This is a genomic window from Gemmatimonas sp. (genome assembly GCF_041689975.1).
Lineage (GTDB): Bacteria > Gemmatimonadota > Gemmatimonadetes > Gemmatimonadales > Gemmatimonadaceae > Gemmatimonas.
In genome coordinates this window covers 1-22,766 of sequence record NZ_JBDNFF010000366.1, presented here as the reverse complement: position 1 = coordinate 22,766, position 22,766 = coordinate 1, and the positions used below count along the sequence as shown (strand labels likewise).

20 protein-coding genes are annotated in these 22,766 nt (G+C 63.5%); 5 read left to right on the top strand and 15 right to left on the bottom strand.

Going from position 1 to position 22,766, the window contains the following annotated elements; genetic code table 11:
• Positions 1 to 6 precede the first annotated feature (6 nt).
• The 3 genes from ACESNG_RS21270 to ACESNG_RS21260 form a co-directional block, all read right to left on the bottom strand.
• Positions 7 to 3,270 (bottom strand): hypothetical protein, encoded by a 3,264-nt coding sequence (locus tag ACESNG_RS21270; protein ID WP_373060845.1) that lies wholly within the window; start codon positions 3,268 to 3,270, stop codon positions 7 to 9.
• Positions 3,271 to 3,654 (bottom strand): ribosome silencing factor, encoded by a 384-nt coding sequence (gene rsfS / locus ACESNG_RS21265; RefSeq protein WP_373060844.1) that lies wholly within the window; start codon positions 3,652 to 3,654, stop codon positions 3,271 to 3,273. It lies immediately after the preceding gene.
• A 409-nt stretch (positions 3,655 to 4,063) separates the two neighbouring features.
• Positions 4,064 to 5,086: a hypothetical protein gene (locus tag ACESNG_RS21260; protein ID WP_373070723.1), complete on the bottom strand. Its 1,023-nt coding sequence runs from the start codon at positions 5,084 to 5,086 to the stop codon at positions 4,064 to 4,066.
• 831 nt (positions 5,087 to 5,917) lie between these two features.
• Between ACESNG_RS21260 and ACESNG_RS21255 the strand changes: the two genes are divergently transcribed.
• The gene (locus ACESNG_RS21255) at positions 5,918 to 7,012 is read left to right on the top strand and encodes a BF3164 family lipoprotein (RefSeq protein WP_373060842.1); all 1,095 of its coding nucleotides are present in this window, start codon (positions 5,918 to 5,920) and stop codon (positions 7,010 to 7,012) included.
• Positions 7,013 to 7,364: 352 nt separating this feature from the next.
• On the opposite strand, the gene rplI is transcribed toward ACESNG_RS21255, so the two are convergent.
• Genes rplI through rpsF form a run of 4 tightly spaced genes read right to left on the bottom strand, consistent with a single transcriptional unit; the run spans position 7,365 to position 9,615 of the window.
• On the bottom strand, positions 7,365 to 7,808 hold the full coding sequence (gene rplI, locus ACESNG_RS21250; protein WP_309673477.1) for a 50S ribosomal protein L9: 444 nt from the start codon (positions 7,806 to 7,808) through the stop codon (positions 7,365 to 7,367).
• A gap of 35 nt (positions 7,809 to 7,843) precedes the next feature.
• A complete protein-coding gene (locus tag ACESNG_RS21245) occupies positions 7,844 to 8,995 on the bottom strand; it encodes a hypothetical protein (RefSeq protein ID WP_373060841.1) in 1,152 nt (383 codons plus the stop codon).
• A gap of 2 nt (positions 8,996 to 8,997) precedes the next feature.
• Positions 8,998 to 9,219: a 30S ribosomal protein S18 gene (gene rpsR, locus ACESNG_RS21240; protein ID WP_171224949.1), complete on the bottom strand. Its 222-nt coding sequence runs from the start codon at positions 9,217 to 9,219 to the stop codon at positions 8,998 to 9,000.
• 3 nt (positions 9,220 to 9,222) lie between these two features.
• Positions 9,223 to 9,615, bottom strand: a complete 393-nt coding sequence (gene rpsF / locus ACESNG_RS21235; protein WP_373060840.1) for a 30S ribosomal protein S6 — start codon at positions 9,613 to 9,615, stop codon at positions 9,223 to 9,225.
• A 152-nt stretch (positions 9,616 to 9,767) separates the two neighbouring features.
• Here rpsF and ACESNG_RS21230 point away from each other — a divergent pair, with 152 nt between their 5' ends.
• Positions 9,768 to 10,478, top strand: a complete 711-nt coding sequence (locus ACESNG_RS21230; protein ID WP_373060839.1) for an SOS response-associated peptidase — start codon at positions 9,768 to 9,770, stop codon at positions 10,476 to 10,478.
• Between the two features lie 26 nt (positions 10,479 to 10,504).
• Here ACESNG_RS21230 and ACESNG_RS21225 read toward each other — a convergent pair whose 3' ends face one another.
• Both ACESNG_RS21225 and ychF read right to left on the bottom strand, forming a co-directional pair.
• Positions 10,505 to 11,293, bottom strand: coding sequence for a DUF3108 domain-containing protein (locus ACESNG_RS21225; RefSeq protein WP_373060838.1), 789 nt, complete (start codon positions 11,291 to 11,293; stop codon positions 10,505 to 10,507).
• Between the two features lie 36 nt (positions 11,294 to 11,329).
• Positions 11,330 to 12,430, bottom strand: a complete 1,101-nt coding sequence (gene ychF / locus ACESNG_RS21220) for a redox-regulated ATPase YchF (RefSeq protein ID WP_373060837.1) — start codon at positions 12,428 to 12,430, stop codon at positions 11,330 to 11,332.
• A gap of 125 nt (positions 12,431 to 12,555) precedes the next feature.
• Here ychF and ACESNG_RS21215 point away from each other — a divergent pair, with 125 nt between their 5' ends.
• A complete protein-coding gene (locus tag ACESNG_RS21215; protein ID WP_373060836.1) occupies positions 12,556 to 12,918 on the top strand; it encodes a four helix bundle protein in 363 nt (120 codons plus the stop codon).
• Positions 12,919 to 13,044: 126 nt separating this feature from the next.
• Here the strand turns inward: ACESNG_RS21215 and ACESNG_RS21210 are convergent, their stop codons facing one another.
• From ACESNG_RS21210 to ACESNG_RS21200, 3 genes are all read right to left on the bottom strand, one after another.
• Positions 13,045 to 15,093: a sodium-translocating pyrophosphatase gene (locus ACESNG_RS21210; protein WP_373060835.1), complete on the bottom strand. Its 2,049-nt coding sequence runs from the start codon at positions 15,091 to 15,093 to the stop codon at positions 13,045 to 13,047.
• 98 nt (positions 15,094 to 15,191) lie between these two features.
• The gene (locus ACESNG_RS21205) at positions 15,192 to 16,958 is read right to left on the bottom strand and encodes a M28 family metallopeptidase (protein ID WP_373060834.1); all 1,767 of its coding nucleotides are present in this window, start codon (positions 16,956 to 16,958) and stop codon (positions 15,192 to 15,194) included.
• Entirely contained in the window at positions 16,955 to 18,157 is a 1,203-nt protein-coding gene (locus tag ACESNG_RS21200) for a sialidase family protein (RefSeq protein ID WP_373070721.1), read from the bottom strand. Before ACESNG_RS21200 ends, ACESNG_RS21205 begins: the two co-directional genes overlap by 4 nt.
• 252 nt (positions 18,158 to 18,409) lie before the next feature.
• Between ACESNG_RS21200 and ACESNG_RS21195 the strand changes: the two genes are divergently transcribed.
• Positions 18,410 to 19,789: a carboxypeptidase-like regulatory domain-containing protein gene (locus ACESNG_RS21195; protein ID WP_373060832.1), complete on the top strand. Its 1,380-nt coding sequence runs from the start codon at positions 18,410 to 18,412 to the stop codon at positions 19,787 to 19,789.
• A 19-nt stretch (positions 19,790 to 19,808) separates the two neighbouring features.
• Here the strand turns inward: ACESNG_RS21195 and pth are convergent, their stop codons facing one another.
• From pth to ACESNG_RS21180, 3 genes are all read right to left on the bottom strand, one after another.
• Positions 19,809 to 20,381, bottom strand: coding sequence for an aminoacyl-tRNA hydrolase (pth, locus tag ACESNG_RS21190; RefSeq protein WP_373060831.1), 573 nt, complete (start codon positions 20,379 to 20,381; stop codon positions 19,809 to 19,811).
• A 105-nt stretch (positions 20,382 to 20,486) separates the two neighbouring features.
• Positions 20,487 to 21,119, bottom strand: a complete 633-nt coding sequence (locus ACESNG_RS21185; protein ID WP_373060830.1) for a 50S ribosomal protein L25 — start codon at positions 21,117 to 21,119, stop codon at positions 20,487 to 20,489.
• 125 nt (positions 21,120 to 21,244) lie between these two features.
• On the bottom strand, positions 21,245 to 22,210 hold the full coding sequence (locus ACESNG_RS21180; protein ID WP_373070719.1) for a ribose-phosphate diphosphokinase: 966 nt from the start codon (positions 22,208 to 22,210) through the stop codon (positions 21,245 to 21,247).
• A 334-nt stretch (positions 22,211 to 22,544) separates the two neighbouring features.
• Between ACESNG_RS21180 and ACESNG_RS21175 the strand changes: the two genes are divergently transcribed.
• Positions 22,545 to 22,766, top strand: a 222-nt coding sequence (locus ACESNG_RS21175) for a carboxypeptidase-like regulatory domain-containing protein (RefSeq protein WP_373070717.1), incomplete at its 3' end; no start/stop codon positions are given.

Below are 22,766 nucleotides of genomic sequence, written 5' to 3'. Positions count from 1 at the left end.
CGCGACTCAATAGCTGGCGCCGAAGAACCAGGTCCCGAAGCCCTTGGTGCCGGGCCGGCTGATCGGTACCGCCCAGTCCCAGCGCACGATGGCGATGTTGAAGAGGTTGAAGCGAATACCGAAGCCGTAGCTCTGCAGCAGCGCGCGCTGGCGTGAGAAGTCGTACCCCTCGGGGCGCTTGGCCAGGACCTGCTGGCCATCGGACCACGCCACACCGGCGTCGTAGAAAAACAGGCCGTCGATGGGCGGGAGTCCGATAGGCAGACGACGACCTAAACTCCGGATGATCGGGAAGCGCAGTTCCGCATTGGCGAAGGCCACCCGGCTGCCGATCAGCTCGACGGAACTACATGACGTGCCGTCGTCGGTGGGCAGGCCGGTGCAGGCGACCGAGCCCAGGTCCTCGCGGTTGTAGCCACGGATGAAGTCGGGACGACCGATCCACTTCGGGAAGCGCCGCTCGTCGCGACCCACCGACATGCTGGTGGTGAAGCGGGTGGCGAACGTGACGTAGTTGAAGAGGATCGGATAATATCCGCGGATGTCCGCCATATACTCCGTCCACTTCCAGGTCCCGATGCTCGGCTCCACCTCGAGACGCAGCCGGCGTCCGGAGATCGGTCCCGTGTACCCGAACAGCGTGTTGTCGGAGACGAATGCCAGACTCGGCGAGATCGTGTTGGCCGAGGCGACGTTGCGCGTGGGACCGCGCTCGAATCCGCTGGCGAACCCCTGATTGTAGTCCACCAGACGCGTGAAGGGGAATTGCTGCTGATCGATGTTCTGGAAACGCGCGCCCAGCTCGAACCGTGTGAAGCGGTTGAGGGGATAGAGACCGGCCGCAAACACCTGCCGCACCACCAGCCGCGTAATCTCCTGCGATTCAGAAACCTGGTTGTTGCCGAGTGGTAGCTGGGTGTAATTCGACAGCAGGTAGATGGGCTGTTGAGTCACACCGGTGGTGTATTGCAGACGGCCCCCAAGACTGGTGTAGGCCACGAACACCTGCGCGTCGCTGAGCTGTCCGTTGATCGCGCCGGAGAGCGCGAGACGCCGGTCGCCCAACAGATCACTGAGAACGACCGTGGTGCCGCCGAACGTACCTTGGCCGAATCCACCTTGCTGGTACCCGATGGACGGCTGCGCCACATACTCCGGCGTGAGACGCGCCTTGTAACGGTAATCGCGGAACTTGGTGGAGTCGGGCAGGTTGAAGTCGAAGCTGTCCATCAACGCGCGCACGCTCACCGTTTCGGAAAGACGGGAGGCGACGGACACGGGCAGGTCGTCCGACGCGCGCGCCGCCGCACCGACCGTGGGCCGGTAGAACGACTGACGGGCGGCGGCGGTGTCGCTGAGCGTGGCGCGAGTCAGATGGGCCGTGCGATCAACCTTGACCGGCGTAGTTGGCGTGGTTGGCGTGGTCGTCGTGGGCAGCTTGGCGAGCGCGCCGAGCTGCGCCACCACCACCGGCTCGCGGTAGGGCTCTTTCTTGAGCGATCGCGGATTCTTGATCTTCCAGATCGCGTGATCGGTCTTCTCGTAGTACACAAAGGCCAGCACGTCGGCGCCGCGCGCCCAGGTGATGGCCGGTGACTGTTCGGCTACGGCCGTGACGGCACCCAGGACGTTCGTGAGCTGGTAGTGCTGCTCCGACGCGAGGTCGTACAGGAAGATATTGGCGATGCCGGTGCGATCGGTGATGTAGGCCAGCGACTTGCCGTCGGGCGCCCACTGCGGATTGAGACTGCGTCCGCCCTGACCGTCGACGATCGTGACCCTCTGCGTCTCGAGGTCGAGCAGCGACAGCTTCCACTTCCCGATCTTCAGGATGTCGAGATCGGTGTCCTCTCCGCGATCGCTGGTGAACGCGATGGTGCGTCCATCGGGCGACCATTGCGGTTGCAGATCGCCGTACGGATCCTTCGTGACCTGGGTGTAGCCGCCGGCATCGAGATTCGCGATGTAGAGATCGCTGGTGCCGTTTCGCATGCCGCTGAACACGATACGACGCCCGTCGGGCGAGAAGCTTGGACTGAGCACCTGATCGAGTTCGAAATCGAACTTCTTCAGGATCTTCCGCGATTTCACGTCCATCACGTACAGTACGTCGCGCCCACCGCTCTGTCCGGTAAAGGCGAGCATCTTCGCGTCGGGCGAGAACGAGGGCTGCGAATAGACGTAGCGCAGCTGTTCGAAGTCGGGATTCGTGGTCGTTTTCACGAGACGTGTGATACGCTTGCCTGTCTCGGCGTTGGCAAGGTACATCTCGGGGAACACTTCCCCGCGCAGGAAGCTACCGTAGGCGATATACGTGATGTACTTGCCGTCGTCGGACAGCGCCGGCGCCACGAAGAGGCTGGCAATGCTGCCGGTGCGCTTCTGCGAGAGCAGCGGCTCGGCGAAACTGCGGGGACGCTGGAGTTCGGAAACGGCGGGCAGGTACTTGTTCTGCATCGCCTGCTTCCACTCGGCGCTGAGCTCCTCGAGCGACAAACCGATTTCGCGGCGGAAGGCGCGATCGATGCCGACGCTGGGCACGGCGTTCATGATCTCGCCGATGACCTCGTCACCCCATCTCGCGCCGACGTACTGCCACACCGACAACCCGTAGCGATACGGGAAGTACTTGTCGGGGCGCTCCGTCATTTGTGCGATGGTGGGGAGCGCATTGTTCGTGACGGCATCGCGCACCCACGCAGCGGTCCACGGATGATCGGGGCCGATCGAGAAGTACTCGGCCAGGCCTTCCATGAACCAGAGCGGCGGATTCACCATCGCCAGGTTCTGAAGACCTGCGCCGGCGCGGCCGCGCGAGAAGATGTCGAACTGGAACACGTGCACCATTTCGTGCTGGAGCACGTGTTCGAAGCTGGCCCAATCGCCGCTGAAGAACTGCGCCATACGCTGACGCAGCGCATCGGTGACACCGCCGGTGCCTTCGCCGAGATCGCCGAAGACGTTGCTCTGCGCAAAGTCGCCCGACGACCCGAAGATGAGAATCGGCTTCTTCTCGCGGAACTGGTGCGCCATGAGGCGTGACAAGCGCGCGTACGACCGTTCGGCCATGCGCGCGGCATCGGGCGCGACGTCGGCAATTTCCGGATAGTAGTGAATCTGGAAATGCTCGGTTTCGATAACGCGCCAGCGCAGCCGATCGTACTGGACCTGATTCTGCCCGAAGAACTGGGCATGGAGCGGCGAGGCGATCGAGATGATCGCAACAACCAGAGCCGCTCCCCATCGTGTCCAGCGCTGCGCCTGCGGCATTTACCGGGCTCCTTGCGTGGCTTCGGTGTCTATAGGTACCGGCTTTGCGTCTCCCCACAGCCGTTCCAGTTGATAGTATTGACGCAACGTCGGATGAAATACGTGAATGACCGTGTGCGCATAGTCGAGCAGCGCCCAGCGTCCCTGCGAGAGTCCTTCGGTCATTGAGGTAGACACGCCACCTTCCTTCAACCCTGCCTGGATGTGTTCTGCTACGGCGCGGACGTGCGTGTCGGATGTCCCACTGGCAATAACAAAGAAGTCGGTCATATCCGTCACTCCGCGTAAATCGAGGACGAGGATATCGTTGGCCTTCATGTCACTGGCGAGGGCAGCGGCGCGGCGAGCAATGGATTCGCCGGGGCTTGGCGGACGTTCTGCCATGTATGGATTCGGGAGAATTCGAGTGATGGAAAGCCGCTGTCTTTCTGCGGTACCCCATCGGGTGAATGAAGGTTGCGCGGTGGACAGCGACTCGGACAGGGGCAAAAAAAGGGGAGTCCGAGTCTGGACTCCCGCCTGCAGGCAAAAGTGGTGCCGATGACTGCGTGACGATCCAAGCCTTGGTGCGGGTCTACGGCGGCCACACAGCGAACCTTAAAATATAGTGCCAACAGGGTGGCAATTCGGGAGAGTTGGGAAGACTTTTCGCCCCGCACTCATCGGCACCGACCCCGTTGTGCGGTGCATCGGCCCGCTCGTGCAAAACCGTGCACGGTAGTCTGGGACCGTACTCCGTGGCAGCTGTCGCTCCGGGCGAAGTCCCGGAATGCCTAGCCGGATTCATCCGCAATCAATGGTCGGTTTGCGCCGGAATACGCACAGAGTGCCTGCCGCTATCGGGATTACGGACGATGCCCGATATGTAGTCCGGCCCGACCTCGTGAACGGTGAGGTCGGCGGGCATCACGACTGTAGCGACGTGGACGCCGTCTGGATTGAACACGATCCATGGCGTGCTGTCCTTCCCCGCTGTAGGGTAGCGCCGCACCCATAAGTGCTCATCCATGTCCACGATAATGGCATCATAGGCTGGAAGCATAGAAGGAGGGGTGTCGAGCTCCCATACACGCCGTGTCGCTTTCTGCGTCGTTGCATCCTGGCCGAGCGAATCGATGCGTTTCGCCCGCTCCAGGTCGGCCGCCGTCACGCGCCGGTCGCTTTCCGGCAGTCGGCGAGTTCCCGCCGGTGTGCCATCGAGCGCGTACACCTGCACCACTCCGCTATCGGCCGCACCCACGTACACATGGCGCCGTCCGATCGCGAGCTGTGGCGTCCGACCCAGCAACGCGCGGGCGGCGCCAGTACCGAAACCCACGTGCTCCGGGCCGTCCACATCCTCCAACGCCACGCGGAGACCCCTTTCCGCCCACGTGATCCAGACGGAGAGAGGCGTGCGCTGCCGACCACGCCCCGTGGGATCAAACCGACCCCACGCATGATGCACGAAGACGCCTTCAGCGTTGCAAGCACTCCGAAATGCTTCGGCACTACCCGCGAACTCGCGCGTGGACATCGTGCGCGTGATTGCGCCATCGAGCGAGTGCACTGTTACGCGGCGTGTCACAATGTCTTCGACGAACAGTGAGTCCCCGCACCGGAGACCCTGTCTGATGAATTCGAACTCCCCGGGACCCGATCCCTTTCGACCTACTGCACGCTGAAAGCGTCCGTCCGACGAAAACCATCGCAGCGAGTGAAGCCCTTGGTCGGAGACCAGCAGTCCGCCGTCGGGCCGTCGCGTGACGTGTACGGCGTTGCCGAGTACCACGTCGCCGTCGGGATCGTCGTCAGTAATCTCGAGTAGCGGCGTCACGTCGACTGTCCAGAACGGGACTTCAGTTACAGCCGAAGGACGCTCACTGCAAGCCGACCCGATCAGTGCCGCCGCCAACGGAAGTTTCAGGAAGAGGCGTGCTCGAGCGCGCATTCAAACTCACGATCAACGGGGAAACTGCGCAGCTGTGTTCAAGTCCAGGTGTTGGCCAGTTTCCCCCCTACGTGCGGCGGCTTCACGGGCCATCCTCTACAGTGCTGAACTTGATCACGGAGGGATCGAGTCGAGTACTCAATATCTCTCATTAAAAATGTCCCAACGTTTTTCAGAGGCGAACGAGTGCAATGGGCTCGAAATCAGCGTCTGAAGAGCAGGGTGGCGGCGTAAATAGTTGATGGAGCGGGCCTTGCTCGAACAGGGACAAACTCAGGATCTGTAGAATTTCGTATGCGCTATGCCAGTCAAGCTATACCTTGCGTCGCGATCCAGAGGTGCGTCTTCTTCGCGTGCCTTCGCGATCTTCGCGGACTTCGCGGACTTCGCGCGAACGGCGGTGCTGGCGGCTGCTGCGGAGCGATCGGAGAGCCAGCTGGTTCGCGCGAAGCTCGCGAAGCTCGCGGAGCACGCGAAGCACGCGAAGCACGCGAAGCGACGCGAAGAACAGCACAATGGTGGAAAATCGTGCCGACGGACGGCGCGCGGCGAACCACCACTCCTGTTGTGGCGGTTGAAATGCCCCCGTTCACCAAGCAAATCAACAACTTACCCCGCTCCGACGTGAGAACGTTGAGACACTACTGTTACCGAGTAGTCCTTGAGCTCGACAACGCTCGCGCGTCGTGGGCCGCTACGGTGCGGAGGAGCCCATCCTTGCGGCGCTTTGAAGTATTGCACAATACCCTCCGCGCGCTGAGCGGCCTGGCGATCATGGTCGCCTGTCGCGCGGTCGCCGCGCAGGATCGTCCGGTCCTTGACGAGTACAGGGTGCCGGTGATCAAGTTGCGTGGTGAGGACTTCGCCAGCCAGGACATCTTTGCCTCTCCGACCAGTATTGCCTGGGTGGATGGGCAGTTGATTATCATCGACCGCCAGTCGGACCCGAAGCTATTCGTCCTTGACGCGAAGACTGGTGCGATCGTCCGACGTTTTGGTCGGGATGGCGCCGGACCCGGAGAATTCAAGGCACCATGGGATATCGCGCCGTCCGGGCGTTACCGGGAATTCTGGATTTTTGACACGTCGCTCCGGCGCATGACGCTAGTGCAGTCCGACCGCAGCTTTACCGATGGCGTCTTTCGACCCATCCGCTCGGTCGCTCTCGAGGGCGGGGCCAATCTCAACAGTGTGCGCTGGACCGCTGAAGGAACGTTTATCGCGACCGGGTACCTTCGCCGGGGATTGTTCGCCGTGTATGACAGCATTGGGCGTGAACGACCGTCGCGGGGAGACTTTACCTATGGTGATCCCCGACTCCCCGTGTTTGCGAGGCAGCAAGCCTACGACTCGCGGATTACTCTTGATCCCGCGCGCGCGAAGATCGCCGTGGCGTTCAAAGAAGCCGATCGGTTGGAATTCTTCGCCTCGAGTGGCCAGCGCCTGGGCGTCGCGCAACGTCCATTCGGGTTCGAACCTTCGTTCGCCGCGCCACGCAAGCGTGACGACGAATACATCGCCGGCACACAACGGTCGCGAACGGCGTATCGCAATGTGATCGCGACGCAGTCGACCGTTTTTTCACTCTTCTCCGGTCGTCGCCGCCACGAATTCAAGGCCGATGCCGCGTTTGGGCGTCACGTCCATGTCCATTCCTGGGATGGCACCCTACGTATGGTCCTCGAGCTCGATGCGTCGGCGATCGGCATTGCCGTCGATCCGGAGGAGACTGTCCTGTTTGCCAGTGTGCACGACCCGGTGCCGCGTATCGTGCGGTACGCGTTGCCGACCATCCCTCGACAGGCACGATAACGCGCACGGAATCATGTATTTTGGCAGGGCAGGCGGGGGTGTCCTGCCTCAGTTGAAATATGACTCCCACCCGCTCCACACTTTGGAGCACCGGTGTCGGAGGAGTACCTCGACAAACAAGGCTCTTCGGGGAAACGTGTGGGTGACTCTCGGCCCAACAGCCCGCTGTGTTGCGCCACCGAAGCTGGCCGCTGCCAAACGACAACAACCTGAATACTTCCCCGCCGTAAGGCCGAGATTTACCCACGCGAAACTCCGAAGAGCCAAAAAAGAGAGTGCTCCTGCCGATCTCGGCAGGAGCACTCTCTCCAATGACTCCACTTCCGTCGTCGTGTAGACGAACGCCTGCCGCTTACTGCTTGATGATCCAGACTTTGATTTCCGGCTTCACATCAGCATGCAGGCGGATGCCGACACGGTAGACGCCGAGGGTCTTGATCGGCTCGTTGAGTTCGATCTGGCGCTTCTCGATGTGGAAGCCCTGCGCTTCCAGCTGGTGAGCGATGTCGGCCGTGGTGACGGAACCGAACAACTTGCCCTCTTCGCCGACGCGCGCGGCGAAGGTCACGGAGACCTCGGCCAGCTTGTCGGCAATGGTCTGGGCGGCGGCGACGCGCTCGGACTCGAGCGCCTCGAGACGGCCCTTCTCGAGCGCGATGCGCTTGCGATTGCCCGTCGTGGCTTCGAAGGCGAAGCCGCGGGGGATCAGGAAGTTGCGGGCAAAGCCGGCGGACACGGAGACGATGTCACCAGGATGTCCGAGCTTGTCGACGGCGTTACGAAGGATGACTTCCATGGGAGCTCCGGGTCCTGCGATAAAGGTGTGTGAAATCAGCGCGGCGACGATCGGCGCGGTTGCGCGCCGGCTCGGAAGTCACGCCAGGTGTCACCCAGCCCCAAAATGAAGGTGACCGCCAGCATGGCGATCACGACCCAGATTGGACCCAGGATCGGGACCAGCACCACCAACGCGAGCAACGCCGGAACGGCGAAGCGGTCGGGGATCCACCAGGTGAGCACGCCGGCGCCTCGAAAGGCGTACAGCGACCCGAAGAAACAGAACAAATTTGCACCGACCGTTCGCCACTCGGCGAGCGTCGGTAACAGCAACACGGTCACACCGACGACCAACCCCCACACCAACTGATCGTTGAATCGCACGTCGCGCAGCGCCACCAACGGCGGACCGATACGCACCCTCGACAGACGGTGAAACGCGGCCCACCCCAACGCCAACGCCAACAGTGATTCGAGCGCCAATAATGCCGGCGCAATCGAGACCAGTGGTCCCGGGACAAATCCTCGCGCCGACCCCGCTCTGGAGAGCGGTTCAGCCAGTGCGACCAGCACGTTCTCGACCGACGCGGCGCGCTCAGCGGCCCCGGGGAAGCGCTGCGCGAACGCGCGCCACGACTCCGTGTCCGACCGACTGCGCCAGCTTTGCAACGACTCACCGAGTCGGCGCTGATACTCCCGCGAGAGCATCTCCGCCGGACCGTCGAACAGCGTACGGCCGCCACTCGTGCGGGTGGTGAAACCGGTAGCCGTAATGACGGCTGCGAGACCGATCGCCCCCAGCGCCCGGGTGAGGAGCGACGTGCGTGGCGACGCCAGACAGACCAGTCCGAACGACGCGCCCAGCGTAAGCGCCCATCCCCGCCCGAAGGCACCGTATCCCGAAAAGGGGAGGGGTACCTTCCAGATCACGTATCCGGCTCCTACGACCCAGAGCAGAGCCAGCACGAGCCGACCACCTGACCACCAACCGATGATCGCGCAGGACGCGATCGCGACAAGCACGAGCAGGGCAAACTGTTCAACCGGCAGCAGCAGCCGGATCGCTCCGGCCAAGAGAGACAGTGACGCGGGCCAGGCCGGCGCGGCGGTGACGAGCACCATCAGCACCAGCGCCAGCACGAACCACCGCCACCCGCGCTCCTGAGGAGCGGTCGCGGCAAGCTCCGACGCGACCGCTCCGGTCATACTCAGCCCGTCTGTCCCTTCACATACGGAAGAAGCGCGAGGAAGCGCGCCTTCTTGACGGCCTTCGAGAGCTGACGCTGGTGACGCGCATCGACACCGCTCAGGCGGCTCGGCAGAATCTTGCCGTAGTCCGTGATGAAGCGGGCGAGGAGACGGTCATCCTTGTAATCGACGTAGCGGATTCCCGCTTCCGTGATGGGGCAGGGCTTCTTTTGGCGGCGCATAGTTTAATCCTCGTCGTCGTCGTCGTCATCGCCCGCGCGACGGCGCGAAGCGAGCTCTTCATCGCTGAGCTTCGGGGCACCCAGCTCATGCTCGGCCAGCGAGATGAGATAGCGGATGATCCCTTCGTCGAGCTTGAGCGCACGCTCGAACTCGGGCAGAACGGCGGGGACCGTTTCAAAACGCGCGATCGCGTAATAGCCGGTTTCGTGGCGGCCGATCTTGTACGCGAGCTGGCGACGGCCCCAATGCTCGATCTCAGCCGGCGCGGCGAGATTTAGAAGGCCCTGCAACTTGTCCAACTTTTCCAGAATGGCCGCATCTTCGATAGCACTATCGACGATATACACGGCTTCGTAACGCCGCGTAGGGTTGCGGCGGATTTTGAGCTTTGCCACTCGGCAATCCTCCCTGTGGTCTAAGGTGCCCCCCGAAGTGCCGATCCGCGGGAGGAGGGTCAGAGGAACGGTGTGCAGTTCCAGATGAGCCGTTAAGCCTAGCCAGACGTGGGATGGAAGGGAAGGGTGGCCTGCCGTACATTGCTTCGCATATGTGTGGCAGATATGGCTTCGGCAACCCCGCGCGGCTCGGGACGCTCCCTCTGGGCGTCACCTTTCCCGCGCTCGCTCCACGCTACAACGTGGCGCCCTCGCAAGCGGTGCCACTGGTGCTGCAGGAGGGTGACATTCGTGAGCTGCGCATGGCCAAGTGGGGACTCATTCCGTTCTGGGCCGAAGACCCCGGCATCGGTCACAAGCTCGCCAACGCCCGCGCGGACGGGATCGCCGCCAAGCCCGCATTCCGGGCAGCGTTCAAGAAGCAGCGCGGTCTCATGCCGGCCGACCTGTTCTACGAATGGCAGGTGGTGCCCGGTCATCAGGGGAAACAGCCTTGGTGCATTCGACTGCCCGACGACGAGCCGTTCGTGATGGCCGCGCTCTGGGATCACTGGCAGCCCAGGCATGACCCTATCGCCGACCCGATGCTGACCTGCTGTATCATCACGACCGACGCCAATGCGACGATGGAGCCGATTCACCATCGCATGCCCGTCATTCTGCCGCTCAGCGACGTGGAGGCTTGGCTCGACCCCGAGACAGCGCCCGCCGATGCGGCGCGTCTGCTCCGGCCCTACGTAGGACCGTTGCATGCGTGTCAGGTGAAGACGTGGGTCAATGCCACTCGCAACGATGACGCGCAGTGCGCGGCCCCGATGGTGCGTTCCGACGCGCACCGCAGCGAACAGTTCTTCGACGACTGACGCGCGCTGCCTGACAACGCGCGTGACTACTTCGTGCCGCTCGAGCCGCGCAGATACAGATTGAGTGAGCCGAAGCTGAGCTTCGACTTCATCTGGACCATCATGCGGCGATCGTCGTCGGTGATCCACACTTCCGCCTTACCGTTCTTGCTGAAGATGCCCTTCGTCTGAAACGTGGGCTGCAGCACAACGGTCTTGAACGTCCCGCCGGGTACCGTGATGGTCTCCCGGCGCACGACGCGGATACGGACCGGATTCCCTTCCGCTTTGAAGTAGCGCGCGTACTCGTACGACTTGCCGACTTCGAGCGGCAACGTGCGCACAAAGTACAGGAACGACCCCTCGTCGAGCGGGTTCGCGACGGTCGGCTCCTCCGGACGGTCGTTCTCTTTGAACATGCCGCGCTCAGGGAAGATCTCGAAGCGACGCCTGCGCTCGTAGCTGCCTTCGTCGACGTCCTGATGATAACGCAACGAATTGAGCGTGGTCACGTCGAACCATGACTCGTACACGTCGTTCACGCGGTACAACGCGAAGCCGCCTTTGATGGTGAACACCGTGTGCCATACCGAACGGCCCCGCACCTGGGTGATCTCCCGCACTTCCATGCTGCCGTTGCCGACTTTGAGCGAGCCGAAGCGCAGCTCGTAGTCGAGCCGTTCACCGACCTTGAACGGCACCGACAACGCGTCGGCGGGGAGCCGCTGAATCTCGCGACTCTCCGCCGTATCCGCAGCTTGTGCGGGGAGCGGGGACAAACCACCCGCAAGCACCACTGCGGCCGCCAGTGCCGTGCTTATCGAAACAATCTTCATGGCGACCTGCTACCCAGATCGGGCGAAAAGGGTCGGTCAGACGTTGAAGCGGAACAGCAGCACATCGCCGTCCTGAACGACGTATTCCTTGCCTTCCGAACGCACCACTCCCTTCTCCCGAGCGTTCTTCCATCCGCCGTGCGTGATGAAATCCTTGTACGCCACGGTCTCGGCGCGAATAAAGCCCTTTTCGAAATCGGTATGAATGACGCCCGCTGCTTTCGGCGCCGTGTCCCCATGATGAATCGTCCAAGCGCGCACTTCCTGCTCGCCCGCGGTGAAGTAGGTCTGCAGCCCGAGCAGGTGGTATCCGCCGTGAATCAGTCGGTCGAGGCCGGCCGTTTCGATGCCGAGCGAGGCGAGAAACTCGCTCCGCTCCTCGGGCGGAAGCTCCGAAAGTTCGGCTTCGATCTTCGCGGAAAACACCACGATCTCGGCGTGTTCACCGGTGGCCGCCACGGCCGCGCGCAACGCCTTGAGATAGGGACCTTCGTCACCCGCCAGCTCGGCGTCGGTGACGTTGGCGGCATAGAGCACCGGCTTCGCCGTGAGCAGTTGGAGCCCCGCAAGCGAGTGCAGATGTTCGACCGACAGCCCGGCGCGAAGCAGCGGCATACCTTCGGAGAGTGCCGCGAAGGCCGCTTCGAGCGCCGGCATTTCCGCGAGCGCATCCTTGTCGTTGGCCTTCGCCGCGCGCTTCACTTTGTCGAGGCGTTTCTCTACCACGCTCAGATCGGAGAGTGCCAGTTCCAGCTCGATGGTTTCCTTGTCGCGCGCCGGATCGGGCGAACCCATGACGTGCGTCACATCGTCGTCGGCGAAACAACGGATCACATGCACGATGGCGTCGGTCTCGCGGATGTTCTGGAGAAACTTGTTGCCCAGCCCTTCGCCCTGCGATGCGCCCTTCACGAGCCCGGCGATGTCGACGAACTGCACCGCCGCCGGCAGCGTCCGCTTGGGCTGCACGATCAAGGCCAGCTTTCCGAGACGCACGTCGGGCACTTCCACCATGCCGACGTTCGGGTCGACCGTGCAGAAGGGATAGTTCGCCGCTTCAGCCTTGGCCGAGGTCAGGGCGTTGAAGAGCGTGGATTTGCCGACGTTGGGGAGGCCGACGATGCCGAGTTGGAGCACGGGAAAAAAGTCAGGGGTACGGAGTGGGGGGATAGGGAGACGCGAGGCGCTCCGGCTGCCGTGGAATGTAGTGGGGGGCGGTGGATTGGTGACGGCGTTTGGCGGGGTGGGGGCACATTGGCGGGATGCAGGACTTTCGAAAGCTCCGCGTGTGGCAGCGCGCTCAGTCCTTCGCCGCCAACGTTTACGGCGTCACCCAGCATCTTCGCGGGCGGGACGTCGTGTCATTGCGGAGCCAACTTCGTCGCGCCGCGCAATCGATCGCCGCGAACATTGCGGAAGGGGCAAATAGCGCTGGGCCCCGTGACTTTGCGCGGTACCTCCAGATAGCGATCGGCTCGGCCTCCGAGACGGAGAGTCACCTCGATCTTGCGCTTCGCACCGCGGTCATTCCCGCCGCGGTCGCGATGCCCTTGATTGACGAGGTTGTCGCCGTTCGGAAGATGCTGATCGTGTTGCGCCGACGAGTACTCGAGAGCGGAGATTGAGAACGCAAATCGGCCGCCGACGCAGGAAGCATCGGCGGCCGGATCACTCATAACTTCAAACTTGAACTCATGACGCAACACTCACGTGAGTCTGGCGTTTTGAGTAAAAGTTTGGAGTTAAGGGTCTTAGCGCAAGAACCAGGGGGCCAACACGAGACTCACCACCGACATGAGCTTGATGAGAATATTCATCGCTGGTCCGCTGGTGTCCTTAAACGGATCGCCCACGGTGTCACCCACGACCGCAGCCTTGTGCGGATCGGAGCCCTTGCCGCCCAGGATGCCGCCTTCGATCATCTTCTTGGCGTTGTCCCACGCGCCACCGGCGTTGGCCATGAACAGGGCCATCATGACACCCGTGACTGTCGCCCCGGCCAGCAGGCCGCCCAGCGCCGTGACGCCGAGGAACTTGCCGACGAAAACGGGAAGCAGAATCGCCACCAGGCCCGGAGCGATCATTTCGCGGATCGCGGCCTTGGTGGAGATCTCGACGCAACGCGCCGAATCCGGCTTCACGCCGGGCTTGCCTTCGAGCAGGCCCGGGATCTCGCGGAACTGCCGACGGACTTCTTCCACCATACCCTGCGCCGCACGACCCACGGCGGTCATGGTAGCGGCGCCAACGTAGAACGGCACCACGCCGCCCACGAACATGCCGATCACGACCATCGGGTCGATGAGATTGAGCACCGTGAGGTTCACGGCCGAGGCGTAGGCCGAGAACAGTGCCAGCGCGGTAAGGGCGGCCGAGCCGATCGCGAAGCCCTTGCCGATGGCAGCGGTGGTGTTGCCGAGGGCGTCGAGGCCGTCAGTGATTTTACGGACTTCTGGTCCGAGATGGCTCATCTCGGCGATACCACCGGCGTTGTCCGAGATCGGGCCGTACGCGTCGACCGACATCGTGACTCCCACCGTGGCGAGCATACCCACCGAGGCGATCGCGATGCCGTACAGGCCGGCCGACGTGAACGACACCCAGATCGCGGCGCAGATCAGCAGCACCGGTACGATGCAGCTTTCCATACCGACGGCGAGGCCGGCGATGATGTTCGTGGCCGGACCCGTCTTCGAAGCTTCGGCAATGCGGCGAACCGGGCCCGCCGCTGTGTAATACTCCGTGACGAGACCGATCGAGATGCCCGACACCGTTCCCGCGATCACGGCGAAGAACGGTCCGAGGGCGGGCAGCGCCGTGCCGTCTGCCATCGTCATCCCGAGCGGCACCATCGCCGTGATGAAGTACGCGAACACGAGGAACAGACCGGCGGCGATGAACGTGACCAGGCGCAGCGCGTTGGCCGGATCGCCCTTGGCCAGAATGCGCATGGCGAAAATGCCGATCAGCGACGCCACGAGACCGGCCGCCGTGTAGGCAACTGGCAGCAACATGGCATTCACACGCGATGATTCAGGAAGCAGCGTACTGGTGGCCGCGAGGGCGATCGTGGCCACAATACCGCCCACGTAGCTCTCGAAGATGTCGGCACCGAGACCGGCGACGTCGCCCACGTTGTCCCCGACGTTGTCGGCGATGGTGGCTGGATTGCGTGGATCGTCTTCGGGGATGCCCGCTTCGACCTTGCCCACGAGGTCCGCGCCTACGTCGGCCGCTTTCGTGTAGATGCCGCCACCGACGCGCGCGAAGAGCGCGATCGACGAAGCGCCCATGGCGAAGCCGGAAATGATTTCGGAGAACAGCTTGGCATTATTCGTCATCTCGCCCTTGGCGAGGAACGCAAACACGATGGCGATGCCGGCGAGTCCGAGCGACGCGACGGCGAGGCCCATGATGGACCCGCCGCCGAACGCGACACGCAGCGCCGCTGACTGGCCGCTGGAGCGCGCCGCCTCTGCCGTCCGCACGTTGGCGGCCGTGGCGCCTTGCATGCCGATCCAGCCACTGGCCACCGAGAGCAGACCGCCGATGACGTAGGCGATGGCAGTCTTGATGCCGATCGCCCAAGCCAGGAGGCCGGCCACGATGACCAGGAAGGGCAGGAGCACCACGTATTCGGCGCGCAGGAAGGCCATGGCGCCAACGTGGATTTCGCCGGCCAGATCCTGCATGGCCGGCGTACCGGGGGAGAGACGGCGAATACCGCCGAAGGTCAGGAACGTCGCGATGAGGCCGACGACGCCCGCGCCCAACGAAAGCAGCGGGAGTTGGTCGAACATGTCGGTGTGGCTGGAGGGGACTGGGATGACCGGACTCGTGCCCTAGGTCACCGAGGGGTGGTTCAAGATAAAAGGATAAGCCACACCGACGCGGATGACTACTGCTTGCAAACGCCTCGCGGGTCGAGCTTGGGCTGGTTGATCACCGGACGGCCCGCCCGGTTGCCGAGATCCAGGGCGACATCGGCGATCAGCTTGGCCACCCGCTCCATGTGCGGATAGTCGATGTACTGCGGTTCGTCGGTGAGCTGGTGATACGCCGAGTGGCCGCCGGTGGTGAAGAAGGTGACCGGGATGCCCCACCTGGCATACTCGTAGTGATCGCTGCGGCAGTAGATGTTCATCGGGTGGTCGTTGGCATCCATGCCATAGTCGAACTTGAGGTTGTGCTTCTTGGTGGTGTTCACGCTCTCCACGAGATCACCGAGTTCGGTGGACAAGCGCCGGGAACCGACCAGCTGCAGATAATCGGGGCCACCGCGCAGATCCTGGCCGTCTTTGGACAGGCCGGTGAGATCGGTGGCCGCACCACGGCCGACCATGTCGATGTTGAGCTGAGCGACGATCGAGTCGCGCGAAACGGTCGAATGCTCGATGAAAAACTTCGAACCCCACAGTCCCTTCTCTTCACCAACGTGCCACACAAACAGCGTGGAGCGCTTCGGCTTGGTCTTCATGGTGGACAGCAGTTCGGCGATCTCCTGTACGGTCACCGAGCCCGAGCCATCGTCGTCGGCGCCGTTGAAGATGGAATCGCGACGGGTCGGAGTCGTCTTTCGCATCTCGGCCAGCTCGGCGTTGATCTGCACGAACTGTTCGGCGTTCCCCATCTTGTCGTCGTTCTCGGCGCCGCCCGGACGTACGATCCGGTTGAACACCAGCACCGAGTCGTGGTCGACTGATTTACGTGACATGCCCACGTGATCGCTGTGCGCGCCCACCGCGACGTACTGGTGCTTGAGCTTCCGATCGCTGCCCGGCAGAATGGCGACGACATTGCGCGCCGGGAACGGCGACAGTGTGACGTCGAGGAGCGCTTTCACATTCACGGTTGCGCCGACGGTACCGGCCTTCAGGTCGCTGAGCGGCGATGTGAAGAGCTTCGACATCGCGCCGGCGCCGACGAACAGGCGAGGACCGCCGAACGCCGGATCGTCCACGTACACACCAGGGCGCAACACATAGCCGAAGATGCCCGCTGCCTGCTGCGGTACCACGAGTACGATGCCCGCCGCGCCGGCCGGAACATCCACGTCGCCTTCCACCGACTGCTGGATGGCGGACTGCGAGAGAGGCACGGTGAGCACCACCAGCTTTCCCGCCACCTGCTCGGCTGGCAGCAGCGAGGCCTCACCCATCATTCCGCCGAACACCACCGGCGTGTCGTTGAACGTCATCGTACCGCCGCCCTTGAAGCCCCACTCCTTGCCGAGTTCGAGCGAGGCGCCGCCGACGATGAACGACGACATGGGATCGACTTTCTTACTCTTGAGTGGCAGTGTCTGGAAGAACGTGCCGCTGTCGCCGGCCGGCTGGAGGCCAAGTCGCTTGGCTTCGCGCGCCAGCAGTTCGGTGGCCTTGAAGCTGCCTTCGGTGCCGGCATCGCGTCCCATCAGCGAGTCGTCGGCGAAGATGTAGAGCCTCGTTATGAGGTCGTCGGCCGTGATCGCACTCCTGGTCGGGCGCGGCGCCAACTTGAGCGGTAGGGGCGCGCTCGGGGCCGCAGTAGCGGACACGGGCTGCGGCTGGGGTGCGTCCTGCGCCCCGGACACCGACGCGCCGATCACTGAAACCAGCGCAGCGGTCGCCAACAGGCCGCCTATGCGAAGGGTCTGACAGACGGTCGAGAAAACGGGTGAACTCATCGGGCACTCGAAGAAAGAGGAATGCGCGCCACGTGCACCTGTGGTGCCGGTTTCGTGGTGGTCCAGGTGGCCAACAGGGTATCACGCAGCACCGCGAGACGCGGAAAGCCGCTTTGCCGTGCTCCCGACGTACGGGCCAGACTGCGGGTTTCACCTACCGTCGCACCGGTCACGCGACGCAGGAGGATCTCCGCTTCGTCCGCGCTACGCTGTTCGAGCCACGCCACAATGGGCTCGGCCCGACTGTCGAGTACGACGGATACCCGGCCAATCGGATCGCCTTCGTCGACCCGTACCGGCGCGCCGAAGGTGGCGCCGCCATCGGTCGAGGTGGCCACGAGCACGCGTGCGGTGTCGTGGGCTGCGGTATACCATGCCACGACCACCGTTTTGCCGCTGGCGGCCACCTGTGGCCCATTCACGGGGCAGCCGGGGTAGTACCAGTCGTCGGCGTGTACGAGCACCGGCGGACTCCAGCCACTGACCAGTTCGCGCACGATCGCGATGTCGCGAATGTCCTTGGCGGAGCGATCCCGGTACACGATCACGCGACCGTTCGATCCCTTGGCAGTCGATGTCTGGCAGCAATCGCAACTGCGCGCGTCGAGTACGGCGTCCCGGGTGAGCGTGCCGTCGTCGCGGACCACGGCCGTGCGTATCGTCATCTCCCGCGTGGAGTCCTTCATGGCGCTCTTGCGCCCATCGAGCCACACGAGCCCGAGGTTGCGGCTGCCGTCGGCCCACAGCGACACGAACCCATGCTCGGCCGGTAGTCCGTCGGTGTGCGGCGTGACCGGAGCGCTCCAACTCCGTCCGTCGTCGCGCGAGCGCACGGTGCGAATGCCGTAGGCGTAGGTGCCGGTGCCTTCGCGCTCGAGCCAATGCGCGGCGAGGTCGCCATTGCCCAGCATCGTGATGGCGGGGAAGTCGGCCCAGTTCACGAAGAACGGGCGGTCGGCGGCTATCGTCCGCGACGAATCCCACGTGGCGCCGTTCCACTTCGCGAGACGGATCGCGAACGAGGAGTCGGCGCGTTGTTCCGTCCATGACACGTAGGCCGCACCGCTGTCGTCGGCGATGACGAATGGCATCTTGCTGCCGGGCGGTGCCGGGCTGGCGATCTCTTCGACGGCGCCGAGGATGGCGGTCGACGTCGATGAGGCCCTGGAACTGTCGTTCGCTCCACAGGCGGTGGCCACGATCACGAAAGTGGCGAGGAGTAGGCTGCGAGCCGGAGATTGGGGTAGCATATGAGAACGTTGGGCGTTCGGCGCAAGAACGGCAACCGCCGGAACACTCACGACTCCGAACTTGAACTCATGACGCAAGACTCACGTGAGTCTTGCGTTTTGCGTAGAAGTTTGGCGTTCTGGGTATTACTTCTCGCGAGGTGTATGATAGCGTGCGAACATGGGAGAAGCCCAGGCACTTTCATCGGAGAGAGCTGCGTGATGCGTGGTGGATTCTGGCAGGCGGTGACCGTTTCGTCGTGCGTGATGGCGGGGCTCGTGGTCGTGCCATCGATAGGCGCGCAGATTTCGCCGCTGTCGCAGCGACCGGACACCATTCGCGGGCTCGCCTACGACAGTCTGGCGTTCCGTCCCATGGGGGGCGCGCTGATCACCGCGGAACCCGGCGGTGAGACGGCGGCCAGCGATTCGCTGGGGCGCTTCACGATCTACAGCGCGCAGCGCGTCATGCGCCTCGTGGCCTTTCACGAGCGGGCCGATCGGCTGGGGCTCGGTGAGTTGATCGCCACGCGTCCGGCGGGTGACGGTCCATGGGAACGTCCCATCGTCGCTACGCCGGGTATGAACACGGCGTGGGCGCGGCTCTGCACGGGACAGCGTCGTCCCTCGAATGGCATGGGTGGCATTCTTTTCGGGTCCACCACGGCGGCCGATGGCACGACGCGCGTGGCGGGCGTTGGGCTGGTGCTGCAGTGGCAGGCGGTGAAGAGCATCCTGGACACGACACCGAAGTTCGAAACCATGACGGTGCGCAGCGACTCACTGGGGAGTTTTATCTTCTGCGGCGTACAGGAGTTCGGTCCGGCGGCGCTGGTCGCGTCGTCGTCGCAGTACCGCACCGACAACGTGCTGGTCGAAGCCGACGCGGCTTCACTGCGTCGTGTGGACCTGATCCTCGGCGCGACCACCGGTCCGACGTCCGCCGCCACGGTGCAGGGGCGTGTGGTCGACGAGAACGGCGCTTCGGTGCCGGCGGCCATGGTGATGTTCGGCGGCTTCAAAACGGAGATTATGTCGGGGCCCAATGGCCGCTTCACGATCAACAATGTGCCGACCGGCAGTCGCATGGTGTCGGCGCGCAAGATCGGCTTCGTGACCGGGGCGAAGCAGCTCGACGTACTCGAGAGCGGAGTGACCGGTCTCGAGGTTCTGGTGGAGAAGGGCACACTGGTGGAGCAAGTGAACGTGCGCGCCACGCGCATCAAGTCACGGGACGCCACGGAGCTCGACGAGCGGAAAGGGTCGGGGCTTGGACGCTTCGTGGACTCGACGCATTTCGTGAAGTACGCCGAAGTACGTCAGGCGCTCGACCTGCTGCCGGGTATTCGCACGCAGGTGGGACGCGTGCCGGGTGACTTCGTGATCCGCGGACGCAGTAACTGTATGGCGTCGTTGTGGGTGAACGCCGTGCGTGAGCCGAACACCCCCGACAACCTGATCGCGCGCTTGCCGAAGAGCGAAATTGCTGCGCTCGAGATCTTCAACAACGAGATGCAGGCGCCGGCGCGTTTTCAGACGGCGGGTAATCAATGCGCGGTGGTCGTGGTCTGGACGAAGCAGCACATCAACGCCAGGCGGTAAACGTCGCGCGACCGGGCGTTCAGCGTCCCATCGTGCTGACGGCTTTCTCGGTGCCGTCGGCGATCCACAGCTCGAGTGCGGTGACCATGCGAGGATACAGTGCTTCAACGAGTTCGCGCTCGTCGCGCGGCATGGTGTGCAGCACGAAGTCGGCGAGGTCACCGATCTGGCGTCGTTCATCGACCGGCTTGATGCCGATGCGCAATCGCGGGTAGGTGGGCGACTTGAGGTGGGCTTCGATACTCTTGAGCCCATTGTGTCCACCGGGGCTGCCGGCGGCGCGCAATCGATATTCGCCGGCGGGCACGGCGACTTCGTCGACGATGACCATGAGATCGTCGGCGGCCTTCCAGCCTTCGCGCTTGAGGTACGGGCGCAGCGCGGCGCCACTGAGGTTCATGAACGTCTGCGGCTTGACGAGCTTCACCTTCTTGCCGCCCACGAGGCCCTGCGTCGTGACGGCGTCGCCATCTTTTCGCCAGGGATCGCAATGCCAATGCCGGGCGAGGTGGTCGACCAGCCACCAGCCCACGTTGTGTCGCGTGTGTTCGTATTCCCGGCCAGGATTGCCGAGTCCGACGATGACTTTCATGCGCAGGGGTAAACGGGCGGGGCGCGGAATGCGCCAGCGTGGGGTGACCATGCTGAACGGACTCCGCGCCCCGTACGATCGAACAAAAAGGCGAGAACGTCGAGATTACTTCTCGTCGGCCTTGGGCTTCGCGCGGATGACTTCGGGTTCGGCGGCACCGTCGACCACGGCTTCCACGGCCACCTTCGGCACTTGCACGATGCAAACGGTCGTGCCCGGATCGTCGAGCACCTTGATGCCGGCGGGGAGCACGAGATCGGACACGTGCAGCGACTTGCCGACCTTCAGCGCCGACACATCGACGTCGATGTGGTTCGGGATCGCCGACGGATCGACTTCGATGTGCAGCTGGTGCATGATCTGGTCGAGCAGGCCGCCTTCGAGACGCACGCCATCCGGCACGCCGACGTAGACGATCGGGCAATGCACCGACACCGTTTCACCAACCACCAGCTCCTGGAAGTCGATGTGCGTAATGGTGCGCTTGAACGGGTGCCGCTGCACTTCACGGATCAGCGTGCGCGCATTCTTGCCGTCGATGCTGAGCTCGATCACCGTGCTGCTGACCGCGATGCTCTTGAGGAGTTTGTCGGTATCGCGCGCGTTGAGCATCAGCGACTGCGGATCGCGGCCGTGGCCGTAGATCACCGCGGGGATGTTGCCGGCCTGACGAATCTTGCGAGCGGCGCCCTTGCCGGTTTCGGCGCGAACGGACGCGGAGAGAGAAGCGGTAGACATTGGGACAACCTCTGGGAAAAGTGGTTCGGGAGTAACCGGAAATGGTCGGCCCGGCCATTGGATAACGGCGAAGTAGGGAGTACGGAGTCCGGGGTACTCCCAACCCCCGACTTCCTACATCGCCGTCATTCAAACAGTACGCTTACCGACTGGTCGGCATGCGTAAATCGGATCGCCTTCGCCAGCAGTTCGCCCACCGAGATCACGTGCAGCGACGGAAACCGACGCTCGGGCGGGAGGTTGATGGAGTCGGTAACCACGACTTCCTTGATCGGTGCGTTCGAGAGCCGTTCGACGGCGGGACCGCTGAACAGCGCGTGTGTGGCGCACACGTAAATGTCGTTTGCGCCGAGATTCTTCAGTGCATGGGCGGCTTCGGTGACCGTGCCGGCCGTGTCGATCATGTCGTCGGGGATGAGACAATCGCGGCCTTCGACTTCACCCACCACGTTCATCACTTCGGCCACGTTGGCCTTGGGACGCCGCTTGTCGATGATGGCGAAGGTGGCGTCGAGACGCTTGGCAAAGCCACGCGCCATCTTCGCCGATCCTACATCGGGGGCCACGACGCACAGGTCCTTGAGCCCCTTCTTCCGGAAATAATTCGTGAACACCGGAGCCGCATAGAGGTGATCGACCGGCACGTCGAAGAAGCCCTGCAACTGGTGCGCGTGAAAATCGAGTCCGAGCACGCGATCGGCGCCGGCGGTCTCGATCAGGTTGGCCATGAGCTTGGCGCCGATTGCGACGCGCGGCTGATCCTTGCGGTCCTGCCGGGCGTATCCCGTGTAGGGGAGCACCGCGGTGACGCGCGAGGCCGAAGCGCGGCGTGCGGCGTCGATGAGCAGCAGCAGTTCGAGGACGTTCTCGCCGGGCGGATTGGTGGGCTGCACCACGAATACGTCCGCACCACGGATGTTCTCGTCGATGCGCACGAACACCTCTCCGTCGGCGAAACGCGTGCAGGTCACCTTGCACAGCTCGGTGCCCAGCATTTTCGCGATCTCTTCTGCGAGCGGCTGATTGGCCGTTCCGGAGAGGATCTTGAAGCCGCGCGGCGACGGGGACGGTGCGTCCAAAGACGGAGTCATCCGGAGGTCTCGACCTGCGTGAAGGGTGTTGGCACAGAACCAGTACAAATGGGGCGGAGTGTCACCGGTACCTCTGTGAGGCGCGGTGTCTCCGTCCCGGGACAGCCGTTAAACATAGCCAATACGCCGGCACAGAGGGAGTGGCTCTGGCTCAGCTCGTCATAAATTTCGTCGTCGCGCCGTGACAAGACCGTGATCGCGTTGTCGTCAGAGAGTCACAGGTAGGGCGAATTGTACGGCTCGCCGCGAAGTGGCGATGTCCCTCTCACCCCCTTGACCTCGTCTGCACAATCTCTATGTCAGCCGCGTCGCGTGTGCGCTGCTCGCGGTTGTCATGACCGGCCTCCCCGCGCTCCGGGCAAACGCCCAAGGCACCGAGGGCTTCGTGGCCGGTCAAGTGCGGTCGGCCTCAGGCGCGGCGGTAGTCGGCGCGACCGTGACCGCGCGCAACCAGTCCACCGGCACCCAGCAAACCCGCCAGACCGACGCCCGCGGTCGCTATGTGTTCGCGCAGCTCCCGATCGGTGGACCATACACGTTGACCTTTCGCCAGCTT